Annotated in this window: 16 protein-coding genes; 4 read left to right on the forward strand and 12 right to left on the reverse strand. The window is 41.0% G+C overall.

The window, feature by feature from the left end:
• Positions 1-114: 114 nt before the first annotated feature.
• From N7548_RS07785 to N7548_RS07795, 3 genes are read left to right on the forward strand one after another with little or no spacing between them, the layout of a single operon-like run.
• Complete coding sequence (locus N7548_RS07785; protein ID WP_263608907.1) at positions 115-1,536, forward strand: MFS transporter; 1,422 nt, start codon at positions 115-117, stop codon at positions 1,534-1,536.
• Position 1,537: 1 nt separating this feature from the next.
• The gene (locus N7548_RS07790) at positions 1,538-3,376 is read left to right on the forward strand and encodes a hypothetical protein (protein ID WP_263608908.1); all 1,839 of its coding nucleotides are present in this window, start codon (positions 1,538-1,540) and stop codon (positions 3,374-3,376) included.
• Positions 3,360-4,388: a glycoside hydrolase family 88 protein gene (locus N7548_RS07795; RefSeq protein ID WP_263608909.1), complete on the forward strand. Its 1,029-nt coding sequence runs from the start codon at positions 3,360-3,362 to the stop codon at positions 4,386-4,388. The genes N7548_RS07790 and N7548_RS07795 overlap by 17 nt, the downstream gene beginning before the upstream one ends.
• Before the next feature lie 57 nt (positions 4,389-4,445).
• Here N7548_RS07795 and N7548_RS07800 read toward each other — a convergent pair whose 3' ends face one another.
• The 12 genes from N7548_RS07800 to N7548_RS07855 all read right to left on the reverse strand — a co-directional run bounded on the left by N7548_RS07800 (position 4,446) and on the right by N7548_RS07855 (position 22,107).
• Positions 4,446-5,315, reverse strand: coding sequence for an ABC transporter permease (locus N7548_RS07800; protein ID WP_263608910.1), 870 nt, complete (start codon positions 5,313-5,315; stop codon positions 4,446-4,448).
• Positions 5,308-6,213: an ABC transporter ATP-binding protein gene (locus N7548_RS07805; RefSeq protein ID WP_263608911.1), complete on the reverse strand. Its 906-nt coding sequence runs from the start codon at positions 6,211-6,213 to the stop codon at positions 5,308-5,310. Before N7548_RS07805 ends, N7548_RS07800 begins: the two co-directional genes overlap by 8 nt.
• 77 nt (positions 6,214-6,290) lie before the next feature.
• Positions 6,291-7,199 carry a hypothetical protein gene (locus N7548_RS07810; RefSeq protein WP_263608912.1) on the reverse strand — a complete coding sequence of 303 codons (909 nt, stop codon included), beginning with the start codon at positions 7,197-7,199 and terminating at the stop codon, positions 6,291-6,293.
• A gap of 114 nt (positions 7,200-7,313) precedes the next feature.
• Positions 7,314-8,270, reverse strand: a complete 957-nt coding sequence (locus N7548_RS07815; protein WP_263608913.1) for a LacI family DNA-binding transcriptional regulator — start codon at positions 8,268-8,270, stop codon at positions 7,314-7,316.
• Between the two features lie 115 nt (positions 8,271-8,385).
• Complete coding sequence (locus tag N7548_RS07820) at positions 8,386-10,965, reverse strand: hypothetical protein (protein ID WP_263608914.1); 2,580 nt, start codon at positions 10,963-10,965, stop codon at positions 8,386-8,388.
• Positions 10,966-11,032: 67 nt separating this feature from the next.
• On the reverse strand, positions 11,033-14,650 hold the full coding sequence (locus N7548_RS07825) for an InlB B-repeat-containing protein (RefSeq protein ID WP_263608915.1): 3,618 nt from the start codon (positions 14,648-14,650) through the stop codon (positions 11,033-11,035).
• Between the two features lie 267 nt (positions 14,651-14,917).
• Positions 14,918-16,825 carry a heavy metal translocating P-type ATPase gene (locus tag N7548_RS07830; protein ID WP_263608916.1) on the reverse strand — a complete coding sequence of 636 codons (1,908 nt, stop codon included), beginning with the start codon at positions 16,823-16,825 and terminating at the stop codon, positions 14,918-14,920.
• Entirely contained in the window at positions 16,822-17,166 is a 345-nt protein-coding gene (locus tag N7548_RS07835; protein WP_263608917.1) for an ArsR/SmtB family transcription factor, read from the reverse strand. The genes N7548_RS07830 and N7548_RS07835 overlap by 4 nt, the downstream gene beginning before the upstream one ends.
• Before the next feature lie 96 nt (positions 17,167-17,262).
• The gene (locus N7548_RS07840; protein ID WP_263608918.1) at positions 17,263-17,796 is read right to left on the reverse strand and encodes an immunoglobulin-like domain-containing protein; all 534 of its coding nucleotides are present in this window, start codon (positions 17,794-17,796) and stop codon (positions 17,263-17,265) included.
• Entirely contained in the window at positions 17,786-20,038 is a 2,253-nt protein-coding gene (locus tag N7548_RS07845; protein WP_263608919.1) for a S8 family serine peptidase, read from the reverse strand. The genes N7548_RS07840 and N7548_RS07845 overlap by 11 nt, the downstream gene beginning before the upstream one ends.
• A gap of 46 nt (positions 20,039-20,084) precedes the next feature.
• The gene (locus N7548_RS07850) at positions 20,085-21,431 is read right to left on the reverse strand and encodes a sensor histidine kinase (protein WP_263608920.1); all 1,347 of its coding nucleotides are present in this window, start codon (positions 21,429-21,431) and stop codon (positions 20,085-20,087) included.
• A 4-nt stretch (positions 21,432-21,435) separates the two neighbouring features.
• On the reverse strand, positions 21,436-22,107 hold the full coding sequence (locus N7548_RS07855) for a response regulator transcription factor (RefSeq protein ID WP_263608921.1): 672 nt from the start codon (positions 22,105-22,107) through the stop codon (positions 21,436-21,438).
• 131 nt (positions 22,108-22,238) lie between these two features.
• Here N7548_RS07855 and N7548_RS07860 point away from each other — a divergent pair, with 131 nt between their 5' ends.
• Entirely contained in the window at positions 22,239-23,348 is a 1,110-nt protein-coding gene (locus tag N7548_RS07860) for a cytochrome b5 domain-containing protein (RefSeq protein WP_263608922.1), read from the forward strand.
• The last annotated feature ends 175 nt before the right edge of the window (positions 23,349-23,523 follow it).

Genomic DNA, 23,523 nt, shown 5'->3' on the forward strand with positions numbered 1-23,523 from the left:
TAAAACGAACTGTTTTCTCAAAAATGGTCGACATTTACTTTTAAGTTCAAAATAAGCCGATATAAACCATAAATACTTATGTTATGATAAGGGTAATGGTGTAGGGGGACTTCTATGCATACCAAGGAAATTACAGTCAAAGAACGATTCATTTTCGCTTTAGGGGATTTGTATGGCGGTGGTGGACAAACCATCATCGGCGTCTTGTATTTGGTCTTTATTACTAACGTGATTGGTATCGGTCCAGGCATTGCTGGTACGATGATCATGATTTCAAAAGGGTGGGACGCCATCAATGACCCATTGATGGGGATGATTACCGACAGAACCCATTCAAAGATGGGCAGACGTCGTCCATTCATATTCATTGGTGGGATACTTTTAATCCCAGCACTCGCGTTGTTATGGCTACCACACGGTATCGATAACACCGCACTAAAAGTCGTTTATATGCTTGTAACGTACTTGTTTTATTACACCATCAATACCATCATCGCGGTACCTTATAGCGCGATGTCGACAGAGATTACCAATGACTTTTCGGAACGCAACAAAGTCAACCTGACCCGTTTAATCTTTAGCATGACCGCGACGGCGATTTGTACCCTCGTACCGACGATGTTATTTGAATCCTATACCGTAGGTAACCTTTCGATTCTATCGGTTTATTTCATTCTGGTATTCGTCTTTGGTGGTGTATTCACAGTACCACTGATTCTAATTGGGTTATTCACCAAAGAACGTACCCCGTATGAAGCCGTTGAAAAGTTCAAACTGGAATCCTTTTTAAAACCATTATCGGTTAAAGGTTTTAGAAAGTTGATCGTTTTATATATCTGTCAAGCTTTAGCATTAGACATGGCTTCTGCTGTCGTAATTTATTATGGGTTATATGTCGTGAATATTTCTTCCACCATTTTCTTAGGCACTTTCTTGGGGATGCAACTACTGATGTTCCCATTATTATACAAATTGGTATCTTCGGTATCTAAAACAAAAATCTATTATTTCGGTTTACCTTTAACGATTTTAATGAGTTTAGGCATCGCATTCTTCCCTACCGGTGGGGCACCCATTTTACTCTATGTCTTGGTTGGTTTAGCGGCACTCGGGTTTAGTGGCGCACAGTTGATGAGTTGGATTTTATTCCCTGACGTGGTGGATTTGGTTGAACTTAAACTCAAAGAAAGAAATACTGGGGTGTGTAGCGGTGTGATGACCTTTATCCGTACCGCCAGTGCAGCGATCGCGATATTCATCATTGGTTGGGTTTTAGAACTCACTGGGTTCATTACCCCAACCGAATTATTACCACAACCCATTCAACCAGATTCTGCAATCTTAGGCATTCGCTTTATCTTTGTCTTGGGTTTAGGGATATTGATGTTATTCGCCTTTTTGGTTTCGAGAACCTTTAAACTCACACCTGACATTTCCAAGGACATCAAAGCATTGAATGAAAAGCTCGCAACCAATATCCCTTGGACATCTGAAGAACAACAAAGAGCGGAAAGCTATCAAAAGGAGTTTTGTTAATATGTTTGAAGACATCCCGATGTCGATAAAAATGACCCACAAAACCTTCCCTGAAATCAAGGACTTACACGCAGGTAACCGGATCGATGAATCGGGTATTTTGGATATCTTAAGTTATATTGATCATCGTTATGACTGTGCCGATTTTAGACTGATTTGTATCCTAAGAAGTCTCTACCAATACCAAACCTTGATTTCGAAAGAAACCTTAAATCAAATGAAAAAGACCGTCTTAGGGTTTAAGTACCACATGGCTGACCCAGGGTTTGACGGGATGTGTTTTTGGAGTGAAAACCACCAATTGATTTTTTCTGCTTGTGAATACTTAGCTGGGTCTTTATACCCGAATGAGGTGTTTACCAATACAAAAGCCTTAGGCTCTTTTCACAAAGACCGTGGGTATCAACACCTCATGTATTGGTTTAAAACCCGCTTTGAATTGGGTTTTGTAGAGTTCCATTCCAACACCTATTATGAAGAGGATGTCGCGCCGTTATCGTTGTTGATTGAGTTTGGAAGAGATGTAGAGATTCAAAAACAGGCGACCATTTTGATGGATTTGTTGATGCTCGATTTCGCACTCCTCCACCACAAGGGTTATTTCAGTGCGGCTTCTGGTCGTTGTTATGACAAACAAAAGATGGATCCCAACCAACAAGACGTGTTAGATATCATCCAAAAAGCCTTTGATTTGGGTCCTGTTCAAACTTATGATTATACGAGACTATCCGCGGATTTCATTTTAAATTCTGTTTATCAAGTCCCTCAAGTGATTAAAGGGATTGTGAGAGATCATTCGACCAAAATCATCCAAGATTCCAATGGTTTATATTTATCTGAAGTAACTAACTATTTCAAACAGAAAAAAGACTATTACACGACTGGTTTATACTTATGGTCGATGGAAGCTTTTACCAACCATGAATCGATTGAACTGACCATCGATATGTTTCATGATTGGCAATTGAAACACAATACCTTCTTAAAGGATTTAAAGACATTTGATAACGTCATCTTTAAGAAACTTCATCTATTAAAACCGCTCATAGGCTTGTTAAATCCGACAACCCAAGGGGTCGCGATTGAGCGAGCCAATGTGTATACTTACAAACACAAAGACTTCATGTTATCCACCGCTCAAATGTATGTCCCTAAAACATTTGGGGATCAACATCATGTCGGTGGCGCAATTCTGGATCAAAACACTTCTGTTTTCATCACACACCCAGCGAAAGCTTTCTTTAAAGACAATTCTAGGAACTTTAGTCCATCTTACTGGGTCGGTAACGGGATCATGCCTTTTGCATACCAACATGAAAACACAGCGCTTTATGTATTTGATTTGACCCCTAGATCCGGTTTATTTGAAAAGAAAAGAGCTCTATTCACACACGCCTACTTTCCTGAAGCACAGTTTGATGAGGTTATCACCCAATCAAACTATATCATTGGTGTCAAAGGAAAAGCGATGATTGGTGTTCAAGGGTTAAATCCCATTGAACGATACGACGCTTTTGAACTTAGGCAAATGGGAAAATACACCGCTTGGGCAATGACCGTGGTGTATTTAGATGATGTTTCATTGGAGGATTTTAATCTCAGATTATCGCGTTCTGCCCTCATTAAAGATAAACACAGATATGCTTATCAAAACATCGAAATCGATACGAAGTCTTGTACAGCCTTCTATCAAAAGCAAATGGTCAATACCGAATATCCACGTTTGGTTTCACCTTACGGAACGATAGAGCGAAACCCTTCTACCATCCAAGTCCATTATGAAAACCAAACCCTCACTTTGAATATAAAGGAGTTGATTCGTGATGAATCCATATCTTAAACAGTGTATCGAGGTTATTGATCACCACATCTCACAAATAGAACCCAAAATGAAGTGGATGTGGGGTGAAGCTTTGTTTGGGTATGCTTTACTACTAATGGATGAATACTTGGGTGAAACCAAATATAAGGCCTTCATCGAAGGGTATTTGGATTATTATATGGCGAATCCACCAGTGGTCGATCAATCGGATACATTCGCACCGATTCTCATCAGTTTTACATATGGTCGAATTTATCAATCGAATGCCTATGATTCACTCACACAACTGGGTTTAGATTATATTGATCACACCACACCGGTGATTGATTTTCTACCCAACCACTTAGGAAATAGTTTGGTTGGGAAGTTCTATCCTAAATCCATATGGGTAGACTCCATCATGATGTATGGGGTATTTTTGAGTGTATATGGCCATTATAAGAACAATCAAAAATACCAAATGATGGCTTATAATACAGCCATTAAATTCAAGGAATACCTTTGTAAAGATGGCTTATGGCGACATGCGTATTGGGTCAAGTTCAAACGGGCTTATCCAAAAGACATCTACTGGGGTAGAGGGAACGGTTGGGTCGTGATGGCTCTACCAATGATGTTAGAACACCTAGAACCGGTGTATCATCAATCCATCAAAACCATGGCCATCGAAACCGTTCAAGCCATCACACCACTTCAAAAAGAACACCTCTTTTCAACCATTCTAAACCACAAATCGAAACCTGAATCTTCGGCTAATTTCTTAATTCATGGGGGTATCCTTAAAACCGCACGTTTGGGTTTCTTAGATGAAGCCTATAAAACCACTGCCATCCAAGGGTATGAAACTGCCATGAAGACGTTCATTCAAATCAAAGCAGGAAAGCCTTATTTAACCCAAGTATCCAACCCGACCATCCCGCTACCGATATTCCCAAGGTTAGGCTACTTATGGGTTGGCTCTAGAGACAATTGGAGTTATGGATTAGCCAGTCTCATCTTCGCTTCAATGGCTTACGATCAACACATTTAAATGTAAAAAGAAAAGATGTCTGAAATCGCTTATGTTGCGAAATAGACATCTTGTTTTTTATTTGACCATCTTTTTATTCATGTTTCGATAAGCCAGCGCTAATAAGATCAGGGCTATGCCAAAACAACCAACCATCAACCAAAACATCGGTACTTCTAAGCCGAATACACCAATTTCTTGTGTACCATACGACTCAGCGAGTCCTTCCGCGAAGGGTGCAGGCAGTTCTGCGTAGGCTTGTTTTAGAATCACTTGTTTGAGTAAAATCGTCATGTGCGTGAATGGTACGACAGAGGCGACATTTGACATCCCTTTACCCAACACAAATAGCGGCATATAAATCCCACTCATGAACCCGATGACCGTCCCTAAGACACCTGCCAAGGCACCAAAAGCATTTTGGCTTTTAATCAACGTGACTAAGAATAACATCAGTGCGGATGAGATAAATGTGTAGAATAATATGAGTAATGAGGATATGACAATCGTTTCTAAGTTATACCAATAACCTGAAGAAATCCCCACGTATAGAATGGTTAATCCCCACATCATTAAAGATAACACCACAGTGACTAGGGTTGAAGAAATAAAATAAGATAGGATGACTTTGTAGCGTTCGATTGGGGTGACCATAAAGCCTTCTAAACGTCTGGTTTCAATGTCAGAAACAATCGTTCCCATCACCCCTAATGATAATGAAACGGTATTGACAACCAATACCCCACCCATGATGACACCCACACCTAAGAAGGTTTTGAGGTTGTCTTCAACGGTATCGAATGATCCACCGGTGGTATATTGTCTACCTAAGAATAAGAAATATAAACCGAGTAGGATGATGACCGATAAGAAAGAAAAGAAGACAGCTGCCTTATCTCTTAAAAAGACTTTGACATTTCTTTTAATCAATGAGGTGATATTAAACATGGTGTTCACTTCCAATCACTTGAATGAAGACATCATCCATCGAGCCTTTGATGACTTCGAATTGTTTGATGTTTTCTTTCAATACTTCTAGTAGTTGAATGGCGTCTTTCGCATCCTCCACTTGAATGACATATTCATCTGATACTTTCTTATAAGGTCTTTGGATGGATTCTAGGTAATCTACCAAAGCTTTTTTATTGAATGGTACCAATTTTAATCGGTCATAAGAGTATTGGTCTTTCAGTGCTGCAGGGGTCCCTTCAGCACATATTTTCCCTTTATTGATGATCACCACATGGTCCGCCACAGCCGCTTCTTCCATGTAATGTGTGGTTAGGAAAATGGTCATCCCGGAAGAGGTTTTTAAATCATCAATGACCTTCCAAACCACTTGTCTGGTTTCTGGGTCTAAGCCTGTGGTTGGTTCATCTAGCAATAAGATTTCTGGGTTTGAGAACAAAGCTCTCGCAATCTCTGTTCTTCTTTTTTGACCCCCAGATAGGGTTCTAAAACGTTGGTTCTCAAACTCATCTAGGTGTAAGTAACTTCTCAATTCTTCATAGCGTTTGAGTACGCCTGCTTTATCGTTGATGTATAAAGACCCACGATAGAGTAAGTTTTCTTTAACCGTTAATAAATCGTCTAAGATGTTCTCTTGGAACACCACACCTATTTTATTTCTGAAGTAGGTATCTTCCGATTGTCCATTTAACAATACTGCTCCTGAATCCAAATCGAGTAGGGTGGATATCACTTTGATGGTGGTCGATTTACCTGCCCCGTTCGGTCCTAAAAAAGCGAATAATGAGCCTCTTCTGACATTAAAGGAAATGTCATCGACGGCTTTGATTTCACCATAGTACTTCTTTAAGTGCTTAATTTCTAAAATAGCGTCCATATTAACCTCCGAATCGTCATTTGACCTCAGTATAGCACAGACATATACAGATGTATATGCTTGAATCGATTATTTTATCAACGCTTTACAGTGACGGTATAAATGACATCATATGGCAGTTCATCGATGACGATGTGGGCGAGTAAATCCACCGCCACTGCGGTATCGCTTGGCCATACATTGGCTTGTAAATTATCGGTACTGATTCGAATCACCGAGGTATTGAGTGAGGTCCACTCAATGGTTGAGCCTTCATATTCAGCTAAGGTTTGAGGTAAATAAAATAATTTAGACACACGGTCTTTGGAATCCCCTTCAAAGAAATTCATCACGATCAAACTATCGAGGTTATGCATCGGGTTATTGACATCAAAAATATAATCGTTCACCAGTATTTCATAAGCTGCGTATACGGATTTGTCTTCATGGTAAATCACCAATCCAACTTTATCGATACAACGGGTATTCACAATCTTTGGCATCAACCATTTAGAGCCATCTTGTTTGATGACACCATAGTGACACGTTCTTTCACTCATTTCAAAACTGAGATTCAATCCTTCAAAAGTTTCGGGTAATTCCACTGGTCCAGTGAGATGTAGGTAATCGGCTAAAAATTCATCTAAGCCCATCAGTTTTTCTTTTATTGTTGGCTCAGCGTGGATTGATAATACGGTCACTTTGAAATATTTGTAGTGTTTTTTGGTGGATAACTGAAATCTTACTGAGATGCGTAAAGTGACTTCAACGTCGGTCTCTTGACGGTGTACCACCGCTTGACTATTATCGATGATTTCAATCACATCTGGATTGTTCGATGTCCATGTCCCATAATCGTGTTCTGGTTGTGGCAACTCAAAATTCATGGTTGTTTCCTCAGGGATATTTTGTAGATCCGTGTAATCAAATGTAATCACATTCGAGCCACATCCCGATAGGGTAAGGACAAATAGTAAGTATAAAACAATTGATATCATTTTTTTCATGTAAAATGGCCCTCCAATGTAATGTAAAATCTATGCATATTATAACAATTATCACGGGTTTTGAACACCCCAAAAATAAAACACAGCCGAAGCTGTGTCTTTTGGTTTGTTGAATCAGCACGATTCACGGTAAATGATTTTACCAATCGGTTCTTGAATATCTTTAGGTATATGGTCGTTGATGATATCCATCAACGCGTTCGCGACCCGTTTTCCCCATTCCATATGGTCGATTCCAATGGTGGTGAGTTTCGGTGTAATGTATTCATCCAATACAATGTTGTCAAATCCCGCGACCGCGACGTCCTCAGGAATTTTGACCCCACCTTGTTTCAACGCTTCAATCAGTCCAATCGCGGACTCATCGTTCGCACAGAAGACAAAACGGGGGCGTTTGTCTTGTTTTAACAACAATAACCCTGCTTGGTATCCGCTTTGGATGGTGAAATCTCCTTGAATATACGTATGTGATAACCGATGTTCTTGGAGGGCTTGTTTGAACCCATCATAGCGGTGGTTGTTGTTAAAGGCGATGGTTGGTCCCGATAGGAAAGCGAAATCGTCATACCCTTTTTGAATCATTTCTTTGATGAATCGATAAACCAAGCCTTCATTGTCGATGACCGATGAATAAATGTTGTTTCCAACGAGATTACGATCGAGGACAAATAGTGGATGGCCCTGTGAAGCATAATGAATTAAAACCTCATCGGTCAACTGGCCATCAAATACGATTGCACCATCGACTTGACGTTCTTTCAGTAAATTGGAAGAGGCTTTACCCGAGCTGACAATGATGTTTAAGTTGTTCGCTTGTAAGGTTTGTCTGATGCCTTCTAGGACATCCGAGAAGATTGGACCAGCGAACCCATAGACAAAGACACCGATGTTCCCGGTACGTTTGGTTTTTAGGTTTCTCGCACTCCCATTCGGGTAGTAATTGAGTTCTTTCGCGATGGCTAAAATCTTCTGTTTGGTGTCTGGATGGACATTGGTTTGGTTATTCAGTGCGTAAGAAGCGGTGGAGATGGATACCCCCGCTTTTTTCGCAACATCTCTAATTGTAGGCATAAAAACCTCCGAATCCCGCATGGAAAAAATGCTTCTAAAGGTGTAAACCTCTAAAAGCATTTCCCCACATTGGGAGGACGAACTATGTGTGTAGTTTCGCCAATGAATTTATGAATTATTCAACGATTGGTTTGAAAAATACTTTCGCAGAAACGATGTCAAATGAACCGGTTGCAGGGGCTGTACCACCTTCGGCGAATAGAATCACGCCAGTGATGCCTGCAGGGATGGTAATTTCAACGGTGATTGGTTGATCATCGGCGAAAGTAACCCATTGTTCAACGGAGTCATTGACTTTAACCAATACTTGTTTGCCAGCAGTACCTTTTAAGGTAACGGAAACGGTATTGAGGCCTTCGATGTCTTTAGCTGCGACTGTAGTCTTCATGAATACCCATTCTTGACCAGCCACTTTGGTATAGTTGACTTTGGTTAATGAACCTAAAACAACCACATCATATGTATCGGCGTCATTTTCTACCCATGTATTGATCAAATCTTTAGAATAAGAAAGATAAGCTTCGAGGATTTCAAATGAACCGGTTGCAGGGGCTGTTCCTGGCGCACCAAACATAAATACAGACATGAATTGGTCGGCAGAAATGGTCACGGTTACTGGTTGATCATCGGTGAATGTCACGAATTTTTCAAGTGAACCTTGGTCATTTGGTTTAACCAATACTTGGTTACCAGCAGTACCTTTTAATGTGATGGTTAATGTGTTTAATCCAGCCACGTCTTTCGCATCAAATACGACTCTGAACCATTCCCAATCTTGACCAGCAGTCTTGGTATAGTTAACCACAGTCTTTTCGGTTTGGAAATCATAGGTATAAACGGTAGCTAGGTTAGGTACCCACTTGTCATTGAAGCTGTATTTAGCCGTTAGATCGACTTCAACAGGGACATAGGTTAAGGTAATCGAAACGATTTCGAATGAACCGGTTGCAGGGGCAGTACCACCTTCACCGAATAAGACGAGTTTCGAGAAGCTTGCGGCTTCAACCACGATGGTCACAGGTTGATCATCGGTGAAGTTAACCACTTGTTCTAACGCACCCATATCGTTTGGTTTAACCAAAACAGATTTACCAGCAGTACCTTTAAGTACGAGGGTCATCTTGTTTAAACCAGCCACTTCAGCGGCGTTAAATGTGTTAACCATCGCTGACCATGCTTGGCCTTCTACTTTGGTATAGTCAACAACCACTGGGCTAGTGCCTGTGAAGGTGTAAACACCAGCATCTAGGCTTGTCCAAGGGGTAGTCACTTGGTAATCCGCATTCTTAAATGTAACACTATGGATGGTGAATTCACCAGAACCGAGTCCACCAGGTACGGCGAACATGACGACTTTATTCAATTGTTCAAGTTGTGCTTGAGTCATCGCTGTTAAGTCGATGGTGAATACTTGTTTGGTACCATCAAATGTAAATTGTTGTTCTTTATTGCCTACAGGGGATTCTACTTTTAATAGAATGGTCTTGTTTTCTTGTCCTGTAAGTTCAAATTCTAGTTTCGCGAATCCGCTGAAGTCGCCATCGACTAAAGCGTACATGAAGTTCCATTCGCCCTTCTTAACATAGTCAACTTCGAATGCGTTTGCATTTGGTGTGATGGTATAAACCAAATCGCCACCATCGTACCAGTTGCCAAGTGCGAAGGTTGAATCGGTACCATTGTATTCATTGGTAATAAATACAGGTTCTTCAAAATCATAATCCGCGATTAAGAATGCATCTTTAATGGTTAATTGACCTTCAGCTGGTGCTAAACCGGCTGCGATGAAAATCTTAAAGTCTGTGATTGCGTTCTTTTCAGTTAAGGATAACTTAGTCAAATCGATGACCAATTCTTGTTCAGTACCATCCAACCAAATAAACGATTCAACGGCGTTGTATTCGTTTGGTTTGATGAGTAATTTATGACCGGCAGTACCTTGGACGACAAATACAGCGTAATTGAAGTCTGTAAAGTCACCTTGGACGCGGGTTCTCATAAATGCCCATTCCATACCTGCAGGTTTATCGTATGCAACTTGTGCATCTGTACCCGCGTAAGTAATGACATAGATACCTTCATCATTGGATTCATACTTTTGGTTGAAGTGGAATACTTCATCGGTACCATTGTATTCATTGATGTTGGATTGAATGTTATTGAATCCGTCATTGATGATGAAACCATCAGCGATGTCATCAGAGAATGTGAGTGCGGTAATCTTTAAGACACCGGTGGACGCTTCTCTTTCAGGTGAACCAATGATGACAATGCGATCAACTTTAGCCAAAAATTCAGATGATTGGATTAAGTTCCATTCATAAGTCCCTTGGATCGCAGTGACATTTAAGCCAACTTCTTTCGCAGGGGTATCATCTTTGGTTTCTAATCTTAACAACATAGAACCCATACCTTCGACGGTAATGACTAATTTCTTATAGACAGATAGGTCTTTGGTAATTTCTGCACTTTGCATAAATGCATTTGGGAATGTGCCTTTGTTGTAAGATACATTCAATTCTGCTGCGGTATTGGTGTTTAATGTATAAACGCCATCCCCACCGTCGGTCCAGCCGCCAAGGACGCTGAAATCAACGATTTCTTCTTCTTCGGGCGTCTTAGGTTGACATCCAGCGATGCCAAACACCAAGCCGGCCACTAAAAACATTAAAAATAGTTTTGTTGCCTTTCTCATGTTTTCCTCCTATTTATAGGGAGGGATTTAGGTTGGCTAAACCCCTCGTTTTATAACCAAAAATAAATTAAGACGGCATTCTCACAAATGTGATGAGTGCTGGTAATGTTTCCAATGATCCAGATAGATCAGTGGCTGGTACAGATGAAATATTGAACGCGACGTATTGGTAATTGCCCCAGAAAGCGGCGTCGGTCACGATGGTGCCTGTCAAGTTATTGGTTCTAAACATGACAGAATAGGTGTTGTATGAGTAATCCATATAGATGACTCTCACTTGATAACCAGCTGCGATTTGAATTTCAGTCACGTCAGCCATGGATTCTTTCGATAATACATTAGACGCTGCGAAACCTTTCGAGAAGGCGTCTGTACCTGGGGTAACAGCGATCGCGAAGTTATTCCAATAACCACTGACAAACGATAATGGTTGATCGACGTGTGCGACTGCAGGTCCTGCAAATGGCACGAAGGCTAATTTTGTAGGCATGGTGTCTAATACCGCAGAAATGTTGGTTGCTGTTGGTGCGGTAGAGATGTTGAAGCCCACATATTGGAAGCCTTGATAGAAACCATTGGTGAGTGGTGCTGAACCGACAAAGTTTTCAGTACGGCTAACGACTTTGAATCCTGTCCCTTCAATGTAATTAAAGAAAATCACACGAACTTGATAACCCGCTTCGATTTGAACGGTGGTACCTGCTGGGATGAATTGTCTTGGGATGATGTTGGATCCACCAAAGTTGACACCAGCGGTTAACGCTGTGCCATTGGTATTCCAATAACCAGAACTGAAGACGATTGGGTCCATATCATAACTGAACTTCGATGGTAATGTGTCTAAGGCGACAGAAAGGTCTGAAGACGGTACTGAGGAAATGTTGAATGCGATGTATTCATACGCACCCCAGAATGTCTCATCTAATACTATTGTACCAGTTAAATTGTTGGTACGTAGTAAAACGGTGTATTTTCCGTAGTTATCATAGCTTAAGTAAATGACTCTGACTTGATAGCCAGCCGCGATGGTAATTGAATTAATGCTTGAATAGTAAGCTTTGGATTGTGGTTGAGACGCCGCGAATCCATTTAAGAAAGTCATGTTCGCGTTGGTGGTTGTGATGGCGTTCTTATTCAATTCCCAGTAACCAGAGATGAAACTGAATTCTTGATCGACATGAGGGATGACCGCTGGGTGTAAATCCACCACGGTTGCCATATCGAGTGCCGTCATATCCACATCCGAATTGGTGGTGGTAATGATGAACGCGATGAGTTCCTTACCTGTTGAGAATGCTTCATCGATGTATAATGGTGCAGTTTGATAATCGCTGACCGATAAGACATTGTATTGGCCTTCAACATAGTTTAATACCACATACGCAAACTTGTAGCCTGCTTCAACTTCAACGACGGTATCGTTGTTGTAATAAGCAGCGGTGAGTGGGTTAGATGAACGGTGATAAACCGATTCAGCCAACGCATGACCATCTTGTTGCCAAATACCTGAAGACCATGTTAAGTCTGAATCGACATGACCTAAACCGGTGCCTGCTGGGTGATATAGTTTGAGTTTGCCAGCCACTTCATCTAGACGTGCTGAGATGTTCGAAGTTGGGTTGGTGGTAATGTTGAATGCGACATGGGTGTATGAACCCCAGAATGCTGCGTCAATTTCAATATAAGGTGCTGTATATAATACGGATCTTGATAAGACATGGTATGTATCTTCGCCAGTCTTTTCTAGATAGATGACACGGTATTGATACCCTGGTTGTAAGACGATTTCAGAACCAACCGGTAACATATACTTAGGAATTGGCATGACGGCTGCGAAGCTGTTATGCAATGCATCGGTATCTGGTGATACAGCGGTTGCGTTATCTGCCCAGAAGCCTTGAACGTAAGTGAATGGGTATAACACGCCATTGACTTCGATTGGTTCTGGTTCAGGTTCGGTGGTAAATGTTGAATTGGTGACTTGATAAGGGTTTTGGTTTGCCCCATTGACCGCTTCAATGGCCAATGCTTGTAAGTGTTCGGTAATACCCGATGGGCGGTAAAGCGATGCGCTTAAATCAAAACCAGTGATGGTCTTAAAGAAAGATAAGCCCGCGATGTAACGGCCAAGTGGGTCAGATAAGTGATAACCATCTCTGGTGAATAAGTCGCCAATATAGGATGTACGCGCATTTTGAATCGCGGTACCTGCAGGGATGACGTTCATCACTTGAGAAATCGGATCAACTTTTTGTGCAACCGCGTTTAAAATCGCATTGTACATGGTCATTTGATCTTTATCATAGTTTAGGAAACCACTATGGGTGCTGGTTTGTTGGTATGCCCAAGTCATGTGCCACATGATTTGAACATTTGGATTGGTTGCGTTTTGTTCAACGAAACGGGTTAAGGTTTCGATGTGGTTTGCGTATTGTGCAGGTAAGCCACTATAATGGCTGGCTTGTTGGAAGGTCACGACGTCCCAACTTTCTGCACGAATCGCTGCGGATAATTTAACACCATTGATGATTTCAACGGTAGCGTCTTCAAATAATTGATATTGGTATGCAGCTGCGTCATTCGCGATGTTGGTGACATGTTGAGCCAATTCTGACCCACCAATGTACATGTTCGCTACCACGATATTTTCTGCTGGGATGCCATAAGATTGTGCAATGCTCCATAAGAAACGTTGGGCATCTTCAGAGAAGCTATTACCAATCGATAATACTTTAAAGGTTTGATTGAAATTGGTTTCTGCTTTCCATTTCGCATACAAAGTGATGCTTTCGGTTGGCGCGTCTACTTCAAAGTTCCATAAATCCGTGTGTGCTTGATCGCGGTACCATCCGGCAAACAAGAATCCAGATTTCACTGGGTCTGCTGGACGTGCGATGACAACGTTGTTTTCAACTGAAACAGCAGTGACTGCTGAACCACCATCGACATCGAATGAAACCATTGGTGTGGATTCAATCCATTTAGCGTATAGGGTAAAGCTGTTATTCACAACATCTGTAAATACATATGGGGTGACCAATTCAGCTTCCACATACCAGCCACCAAAGGTATAGTTTTCTTTGGTAGGTGCCGTTGGTTCTGCAAGTGCAGTCCCGGAGTTGACATTGACAGATGCTACAACTGAACCACCATTGGATTCAAAGGTAACCACTAAAACGATTGGGTTCCATTTTGCATACAAGGTGATGTTCGCGTTCACAGCGGATGTGAATACGTATGCATTGGTATAAGCGACATCGGTATACCAACCATCAAATGTGAAATGTTCTCTTGTTGGGTCTGCTGGTTTTGAAACCGTGCTACCAGCATTGACTGAAACCGGTGGAATGACAGAACCATTGGTCATAAATGTCACTGTATAAGGTCCTTGTACGGCTGTCCATTTCGCGTACAAAGAAATATGACCGGTAACTTTATCACTGGTGAAATTCCAAGGGGTTGTAAGTGCTTCTTCTTTATACCAACCATCAAAGGTATAACCCGATCTGGTTGGGTCGGTTGGTTTGGATACTAAACCATTTTCATTGACTTCTACAGGTGTAACAACAGACCCACCATCAGACATGAAGGTAACGGTATACTTCACCGGATCTTCAGCTGGTACACAAGCGGCGAGACTGGTTACTAATAGTAAGCCAACCAAGATGTACATCAGTTTTTTCATTTCTTTTCCTCCCTAAATGTTTTTTTGCCTAATCGAAACGTTTCGATTAATCAAAATGAATGCGATAGTTTGAAAAGTCCTATCTAATTCTAAGTATAGTCGATAAAATGGGCTTTGTCAAAATAATTATGTAAGCGATTTCTATTTAAATGAATATTGAAAAAATTGAAATTTCGAGGTGATATTTTAAACATTTCAATTTTCACCTACACATAGTGTAAAAAGAAACCGAGTTCGTCTATCAAAGAGATGAACTCGGCTTCGGTTTTATGAGATGTTTTTCAATAGCCTTAACCCATTGAGGATGACGACTAAGGTACTGCCTTCATGGATGAATACCGTGAGGGATAATTGGATATTTAAGATCAAATTAGTCATGATTAAGAATAGTACAACCCCCATCGCGAAAATCATATTTTGAATGACAACTCGTCTGAGTTTTTGACTGACCTTATGAGCGATGACCAGTTTATTTAAGTCATCGTCCATCAATACCGCGTCCGCTACTTCCATCGCGATATCGGTACCTTGTTTCATGGCGAACCCAATGGATGATTTCACCAATGCAGGAGCGTCATTGACACCGTCACCGACCATCGCGACATGTTGATGGTTCAGTTTAAGGGTATCTATCCAATCTGATTTTTCAGCTGGTAACACATCACCGATAATTTCATCTATGCCGAGTGCACTACCCATGGCTTCTGCGGTTGTTTTTGAATCTCCAGAGATCATGATGGTATGGATATGTTTGGATTTAAAATAATCGATGGTCGATTTCGCTTTCGCTTTAGGCATATCTTTTAACCCAATCACAGCGTAGACTTCGCTTTTTACCCCAAAATAAATCACGGTTTTACCTTCAGCTTCCAAACGTTGCTGGGTTTGTTCGACAACAGACGATGGATCAACGAATAAAGCGGGTTTCCCTACCACATACGTAACCCCTTCATAAAAACCTTCCATCCCTGAACCGATCATGGGATTGACTTCAATATTTAAATCGATATTCTTTTGAAAGTGATTTAGGATGGCGATGGATAAGGGGTGATTGGATGTCTTTTCCATCGCGATCAACACATCGACTTTGGATTCATTGAACCAAATGACGTCGGTGACTTCTGGTTTTCCGACGGTGAGAGTTCCTGTCTTATCAAATGCGATGGCCTTGATATCATTTGAGTTCGATAAATACGATCCTCCTTTAAACAACACCCCACGACGAGCGAGTTGTGAAAGGGCGGATAGGGTTGCGGGAATGTCTGTCGCGGCGAGCGCACAGGGTGACGCCCCGATGAGAAAGACCATGGTTTGATAAAAAGCGATATCGCTATGATTATTCAAACCATAAAAACTCAATAAATAAAATAATGGTGCGATGATTAAAACAATCGTTACATAGATGGGTTCAATCTTTTTGATCCATTTGGCGGTTTTAGATAAATCACGTTGGGCATTTTTAACCAAGTTTAAAATGGATGCGAAGACGGTTTCTTCGGGGTGTTTGGATACTTTGACTTCAATGGTATGGGTCAAATTGATGGTACCACCATAAACGATATCATTAACCGTTTTATCCACTGGCATGCTTTCACCAGTGATGGCAGATTGGTCGATGGTGGTTGAACCAGATATAATAAATCCATCCACCGGTACTTGATCTCCATGTAGAACCAACACAACATCACCAATGTTGAGATCATCGACATCGACTAGGATGGTCTCTGCGTTTGTTTTGACCAGACGTGCTTGTTTTGGTTTGAGTTTTAATAGACTGGTGATTTCTTTTTGACTCTTGCTTTCGGCGTAGTCTTCTAATAGATGCGCTCCCGCAAAGATCAAAATCAATAACGCCGCTTCACTGAATTCTTGAATGAGGATGGCACCCAGCGCGCCAAGACTCATCAAGACATGGATGTTTGGTTTAAATGCTTTTTCTTTAAATGATCTTTTGAATGTATCGACTAAACCCGCTTGAATAACATGGTAACCCGCCAAAATGACGGTAGTAATATATAGAACCGTTTGAACCCAAGCGATGGGTATAAACCAAGCGATCACATACAATACAATCCCTACCCCAAATAATATCGTATTTAAATGACCTTCATGATGATGGTCATGGTCATGATGGTGATCATGTTCATGGTCATGTGATTCACAACACGTACTCATTTGAACTCCTGAATGTGATCTAAAGCTTGATTGAATATCAAGTGCACATGATCATCACTTAAACGATAGTAAATGGTTTGTCCTTCTCTTCTGCTTTTGATGAGGGATGCCTGTTTGAGGTTTTTGAGTTGATGGGATACGGCACTTTGGGTCATGTCTAAAATGTGTGCGATGTCATTCACACAAATCTCGTGTTTAGAGATGGCGTATAAGATTTTAATTCTGGTTGGGTCTGACAATACTTTGAACAGATCGACCATTAAGTAAAGGTCGGTATCTGGAATGATGTTTTGTTTGATGTCTTGAATGATGACATCGTGTCCACAGGATTGATGTTCCATGGGTCTCCTCCTTGTATATGAATGAGTGTTCATATATTCATATAATAACATATATCTTTTCCTTTTAAAAACAAAAAAGCACTGAAATCAGTGCCTTTAGTTCACATCCTCGATGACAAAGACCCAACGATAATAGATTGATTGGTTGCCGGAAGGGTCCGTTAAGGTGTATGTAATCATGTAGTTTCCTGCAAAGTTGGTATTGACGAATCCGGTGGTGGTCACCGTGACTTCATCACCTGAATTATCACTGGCTGTAACAGAAGCGTCGGTCCAAGAAGCACCCACCACTATAGTATCCACCCCTGGGTTGAGTACGGCTGTAGGGGCGGTTTCATCGACCACAAAAACCACTCTGGTTATAGACAAGATGATCCCTCGATAATCGATTTGATAGGTGATTTGATATTGGCCTACGGTAGTCATATCGATGGTATTTTCAATGATTTCTACTTGAATTGGTAAGCCATAATAGGATGCTCGTACCCCTGCGTCATGAAACGTTGAATTGACTTCAACGGTATCGACGCCTGGGTTGAGTTCAAATCGAATTTGATTGGGGTCAACTTCCCCACAACCCGTCAATACGAAGAGTAAAACGATTAAGAGGAGGAGGATTTTAGTTTTCATAGATGTCATCCTCTTTCTTATTTGGTAAATACCCAACTGGGGTTTCGATTTCATTTGGTAAGACAATCACATATCTGGATTTAACGATGACTTGGTCTTTATAAGTGACTGTATAAGTGATCTTATAAACCCCGGCTGTATGTGTATCGACTGAACCTGAGATTTCTAATATGCCTTTGTTATAAGTGACTCCTTTTTCAACATAGCTATCACCGACATAAAGTGTGGTATACGCTTTATTGAGGGTGACATTGACTTGATTATCGGTGAGAACACGTACTTTACGAATGAGAGTATAGACCAAGGTATCGCCATCATATAATTCATAAGTAATGGTTTGGATACCAACGACATGTGTATCGATGACATCTTTGAATTGAATGGTTAATCCATCGATTAAAGTATAAATCCCGTTATCGATATAAGGTTGTCCCTCTATAATCGTATCAACACCAGGGTTTAAACCAGCCAAACCGGGTTTCAATGTTTTTCGGTAAATTGGATAGACGACCACGATTTCTTGTTCATATAAGGTAACTTCTGTCCAACCAATGAAGGTGTAGTTGTAGTAATTATCCGATGGTTTTTCTGGACCCGCCATCCATTCGATGGGTTCTATACTAGAATACTGAACCACCGATATTACCGTGGTGTGGTCTTCGCTGAGGTATTGTAACTCAAAATACTGAACTTGATAATATCCGTAATAGGTCTTGTTTTCAGTCACGGTAAAATCGGTCACCGGTATCGTAAATAACGCATCTTCAAACCAACCATAAAAGGTGACACTAGGTAAGACCGTATCGGGTAGGGTTGGTACTGAATTTAGTAACCACATTTCAGATGTTACGAGATTTCCATCAATGACCCATTGAACTTGGGCATGGGTTGGACGGTAATAAGGGTAAATGGTGGTGTTCGTCGTAAACACCTGTGTGGATTCATACGGGGTTTGAAAAGTTGGGTCTAAGAACCAACCGACGAATTCATAATACTCGATGGCTGGTGGTCGTTCGATATCGATGGTACTGCCAGAAGTAATATAGTAGTAACTATCTTCAAGGGCTTCTGGATAATCGATCATCACTTGAACATAAGACAAGGTCACCAACGCCAGTGCATCGATCAGCCCGTGGCCATAATAAATATCATAGCCGGCTGACCCTAAATCTTTAGCCGTTGACCTGATGACTTCATTGAGGTGTGATACGGTCGCACCTGGATTTAAAGATTTATATAAAGCAGCAATCCCGGCGACATATGGACTAGAAAATGACGTCCCATTGACGGTTGCATAAGCGTTGCCTAAGTTGGTGGTTACAATCCCACTCCCTGGCGCAACCACGTCAACGGCGTCGTTGTAGTTGGAAAAAGAGGAGCGTTCGCTATACTGATTGATGGATCCGACAGAAACAACCGAATCGAATGACGCAGGGTAAACTTTGATGTTTTCACCATCATTCCCACTGGCAGCGACCACCAAAACATTGTGGCTTTCGGCGTACTCTACAGCTTTCTTGGTGAGTGGGTTAGCATACGTACTACCTAAGGATAAGTTGATGATATCCGCACCAAAATCCGCTGCGTAATAAATACCACGAATGATATCCGAGTCTTTAAAGGTATCTTTGCCGGATTCATTCGCTTTGATGACCATCAATTCAACTTGATTGGTCACCCCTGCAACACCTGTACTGTTGTCGATATTCGCACCGATGACCCCAGCGACCATGGTGCCATGGCCTTCATCGTCTTCAATGGCTGTTAAACCTGTTGTTTGGGTGACAGCGTTATAGGATAATTCAGAGATTCTACCTGCGAACTCTGGGTGGTTTGTATCAATACCCGTATCGATGATGGCGACAGTCACGAGGTTTGAACCCATCGTGATGTCCCAGGCATCATCGGTATTGGTAAGTTTAAGTGCATATTGGTTTGGGAAATAAGGGTCATTTACAATCGGTTTATCCCAAGGTGAGGCTTGCGTGACAGATACACTGTTATAAACAAACCCAGCGTCTAATAGGGTTGTAATATCGTTGCCTCGATATTCGACTTCAGCCAATCTGCCATCGAAGTTTATGAGGGTGATTTCATGGGTTTCTATCCAAGGGTCTAACGATTGGGTATCACTCGTTTCGTAGATTAAGGCATAGGTGGGTGTGATTTCATGGGCAAAAAAGCCAATGGTAACATTGACCATACCAAGGATTAAAAGCGATAAAATCAAGGCTTTTTTCATGGTATTCACACCTTCTTTCAATCAATATACGGTTTAAACCGTCCTTTTATTGGGAGATTGGTAGCGTCACCGTAACGGTGGTCCCTTGTTTAAGCTGGCTTTTGATTATAATGGTGCCATTCAATCGTTCAACCAAATTCTTCGTAATCGATAGCCCAATACCTAAACTGTCTTGTTGTTCTCTCGATGGATCGGCTCGGAAAAATGGATCAAAGGCTTTATCGATGGAGGCTTGTGACATACCAATGCCATTGTCTTTGACCTCAACGATGAGGGATTGTTTAACTTGCTTCATAGTCAACACAATATGACCATTTGGTTCGGTGTATTTGATGGCATTTGAGATTAGGTTCGTAAAGATTCGAACGAAGGAAGCCACTTCGGTTTGTATGGTGAGGCTATCCAAGTCATGCACATAATCAATTTGAATATGCTTTTGACTGGCTTGTGGTTCAAAGGATTCAATCAAGGTTTGTAAAACCAAGACAGCATCCATGTCTTCGAAAGATACAACTTGGATGTGTTTGGTTCTCACCCATTCTAACAATTGGCTGACTAGGTTTTCTAAGACAGACAATTGTTTTAAGATGTCATCGAAGTCTTTGTATAAAGCATGGTCATTGTTTTTACTCTTTAAGTATTCGATTTGTGCCCTGAGCACCGATAACGGGGTTCTCAGTTCATGGGATACATTGGTGGTAAAAGATTGTTCACGTTCGATGGCTTTCTCAATCGAGTCCAACATTTGATTGATGGTGCTGGCGAGCAGTGTGACTTCATCTTTATTGTCTTGAATGGCGATTCGAGTATCGTAGTGTTGTTCATGGGTGATTTCAAGGGCAGTCTTGGTCATGGTATGGATGGGTTTAAAGGCTTGTTTGATGATGACATAGCCACCAGATAAGGATACTAAAACAAAAATCGGTGAAAAAATCAACATCCATAACAACACTTGGTTAAATATGTTCGATGATTCGCTCGTGGAATAAAACGCTCTTAATGTATAGGTTTGATCGACTGGGACATCATAGATCAACCAGGTGGATTGGTTACTTTCATAGGTTTGAACTTCATAGGCTTGTAAAGCGAGATCATTTTGAATGGACCCTGGGATTTCGCCTGAAAAAACCACATCGTCTTTGTATATGACGTATATGATGTTGTCATATAAGTAACGGAAGGTTTCGTCTTCATCATCGTCTTTATAATACACACGACCATCGTCTTCGATGGTCAATTCTTGAGCGATTTCTTCGGTTTCATGTTTAATGGTCGTGGTCGCGTTTCGTTGAATAAATGTGGATGCTGTGAACAATGTAATGAGCATGTACACAGCAATCAGAATGAAGAATGATAACCCGTACCAGACGAGAATCTTGGTTTTTATTTTCATAACATCACTCTACCTTAATAACGTATCCAAAACCACGTACTGTATGAATGAGTTTGGTTTGAAATGGGTCGTCTATTTTACGTCTTAAAAAACGCATATACACATCAATGACATTGGAATACCCTTCATAATCAAAATTCGTACTGATGCGTTCTAAGGATTCACGCGAGACCACTTCTCCCGCGTGCATCATTAAGTATTCGAGCATGCTGTATTCTTTTTTGGATAAATGAATGGATTGACCTTGACGCATGACTTCATTGGTCGTGCGGTTCAAACTCAAATCCCCCACTTGAAGGCTATTTTGGATGGGTTTAAATGATCTTCTTAAAATCGCTTTGATGCGTGCTAAGAGTTCATCATAAGAAAAAGGCTTGATGACATAATCGTCCGCGCCTAAATCCAAACCATAAATTTTATCTTGAATGCTATCTTTGGCTGTGAGCATGATGACGGGTGTATCTTTTTCTGCCTTACGCAACCAAGATAATACCTCTAACCCATTCATTTTAGGCATCATGATGTCTAAAATAACCAAGTCATAATGGGTTGAATTCAAGTAATCCATGGCTTGTTCGCCATCCTTAGTCGAATCCACGGAAAAACCATCTTTAATCAATCGTTCGGTTGTTATGGTTCTAATTTGAAGGTTATCTTCAGCATATAAAATGCGCATGAGATCATCTCCCCTATGCTTTTATTTTAACACTCAAGATTAAAATCCGATTAAAATCGTTTTTTTAATGTCATTTTAATGTTCGTTTTCTATACTGAGTGTGTAATTCAAATGTAAAAGGAGACACAGACATGAGAAAAGTATTATTATTCATCGCAGTTTTGATGGTTTCATTGACGCTCGCTGCATGTAACAACACGCCAGATGGTAATCAAACCTTCACCTTAGAAGAGCTCGCTCAATACAATGGGCAAAATGGTGCAAAAGCATACATCGCTGTTGACGGTGTGGTTTACGATGTGACCAACGCCGATGGTTGGAACAACGGTAGCCACCAAGGCATGTTGTTAGCCGGTACAGACGCAACCGCTGTATTCGCAACCAGTCCACATTCAGCAGCCACACTCAACGAATTACCTAAAGTTGGTACGCTTGTATCCAACACCGCTTCGGTAAATACGCCTAACAGCTATTTACCTGTTTTCACCTTAAACGACTTGGCCAATTATACTGGCGCTAACGGGTCTTTAGCCTATATCGCTGTCGATGGTGTGGTCTATGACGTCACCAATGTCTTCTCCAATGGTAAACACCAAGGGATGCAACTCGGTGGCACAGACGCTACTGCTATCTTTGCACAATCCCCACATTCACAATCCTTATTAAACAGTTTACCGATTGTTGGTTCCTTAGAAGGTTATGATCCGATTACTGATCCTAACGCAACCAATACGACTTATTATCCAGTCATCTCCATGGCAACCGTTGAAGCCAACACTGGCGCGAATGGTTCAACTGCTTACATCGTTGTCGGTGGTGTGGTTTATGATGTTACCAATGTCTTTTCCAATGGTAAACACCAAGGGATGCAACTCGGTGGCACAGACGCTACTGCTATCTTTGCACAATCCCCACATTCACAATCCTTATTGAATAGTTTACCGATTGTTGGTACACTTGAAGGTGCACCATTATTGCCAAATACACAAAATCCTACCACACCAGGTTCTGGTGACGACGACGATGATGACTATGAAGATGAAGATGAATACGAAGATGATGATGTTGCTTATGCAAACCTACCACAGGCTATCCAAGATTATATAGAAGCGCATTATACCAATCTAACCATTCATGAGATTGAATTAGAACATGGTTATTATGAAATTGAATTTTCCAATGATACAGAACTTAAATTTGACTTGAATGGACAATTCATATCAGTCGAATACGATGATTAGTTGAATAAAAAATTTGATCGAATATCAAAAAAACAGAAGAAATTCTGTTTTTCGTATACTAAGACTAGGAGACATCTCTTAGTCTTTTATATTTATATGAATGGTAGTAAAATGAAGGCGAAGGCGTAGTTAAAAAATTTGAACCTTGAGTTCGTAAAAACTAGTATACCTATGA

The organism is Paracholeplasma manati (assembly GCF_025742995.1).
In the GTDB taxonomy this organism is placed as follows: domain Bacteria; phylum Bacillota_I; class Bacilli_A; order Acholeplasmatales; family UBA5453; genus Paracholeplasma; species Paracholeplasma manati.

Bases quoted from the DNA above. Each gene is read 5' to 3' on its own strand.
- N7548_RS07860 (WP_263608922.1), top strand. From the start codon at position 22,239: ATGAGAAAAGTATTATTATTCATCGCAGTTTTGATGGTTTCATTGACG.
- N7548_RS07815 (WP_263608913.1), bottom strand. From the start codon at position 8,270: ATGCCTACAATTAGAGATGTTGCGAAAAAAGCGGGGGTATCCATCTCC.
- N7548_RS07790 (WP_263608908.1), top strand. From the start codon at position 1,538: ATGTTTGAAGACATCCCGATGTCGATAAAAATGACCCACAAAACCTTC.
- N7548_RS07825 (WP_263608915.1), bottom strand. From the start codon at position 14,650: ATGAAAAAACTGATGTACATCTTGGTTGGCTTACTATTAGTAACCAGT.
- N7548_RS07785 (WP_263608907.1), top strand. From the start codon at position 115: ATGCATACCAAGGAAATTACAGTCAAAGAACGATTCATTTTCGCTTTA.
- N7548_RS07845 (WP_263608919.1), bottom strand. From the start codon at position 20,038: ATGAAAAAAGCCTTGATTTTATCGCTTTTAATCCTTGGTATGGTCAAT.
- N7548_RS07840 (WP_263608918.1), bottom strand. From the start codon at position 17,796: ATGAAAACTAAAATCCTCCTCCTCTTAATCGTTTTACTCTTCGTATTG.
- N7548_RS07835 (WP_263608917.1), bottom strand. From the start codon at position 17,166: ATGGAACATCAATCCTGTGGACACGATGTCATCATTCAAGACATCAAA.
- N7548_RS07805 (WP_263608911.1), bottom strand. From the start codon at position 6,213: ATGGACGCTATTTTAGAAATTAAGCACTTAAAGAAGTACTATGGTGAA.
- N7548_RS07800 (WP_263608910.1), bottom strand. From the start codon at position 5,315: ATGTTTAATATCACCTCATTGATTAAAAGAAATGTCAAAGTCTTTTTA.
- N7548_RS07810 (WP_263608912.1), bottom strand. From the start codon at position 7,199: ATGAAAAAAATGATATCAATTGTTTTATACTTACTATTTGTCCTTACC.
- N7548_RS07850 (WP_263608920.1), bottom strand. From the start codon at position 21,431: ATGAAAATAAAAACCAAGATTCTCGTCTGGTACGGGTTATCATTCTTC.
- N7548_RS07820 (WP_263608914.1), bottom strand. From the start codon at position 10,965: ATGAGAAAGGCAACAAAACTATTTTTAATGTTTTTAGTGGCCGGCTTG.
- N7548_RS07830 (WP_263608916.1), bottom strand. From the start codon at position 16,825: ATGAGTACGTGTTGTGAATCACATGACCATGAACATGATCACCATCAT.
- N7548_RS07855 (WP_263608921.1), bottom strand. From the start codon at position 22,107: ATGCGCATTTTATATGCTGAAGATAACCTTCAAATTAGAACCATAACA.
- N7548_RS07795 (WP_263608909.1), top strand. From the start codon at position 3,360: ATGAATCCATATCTTAAACAGTGTATCGAGGTTATTGATCACCACATC.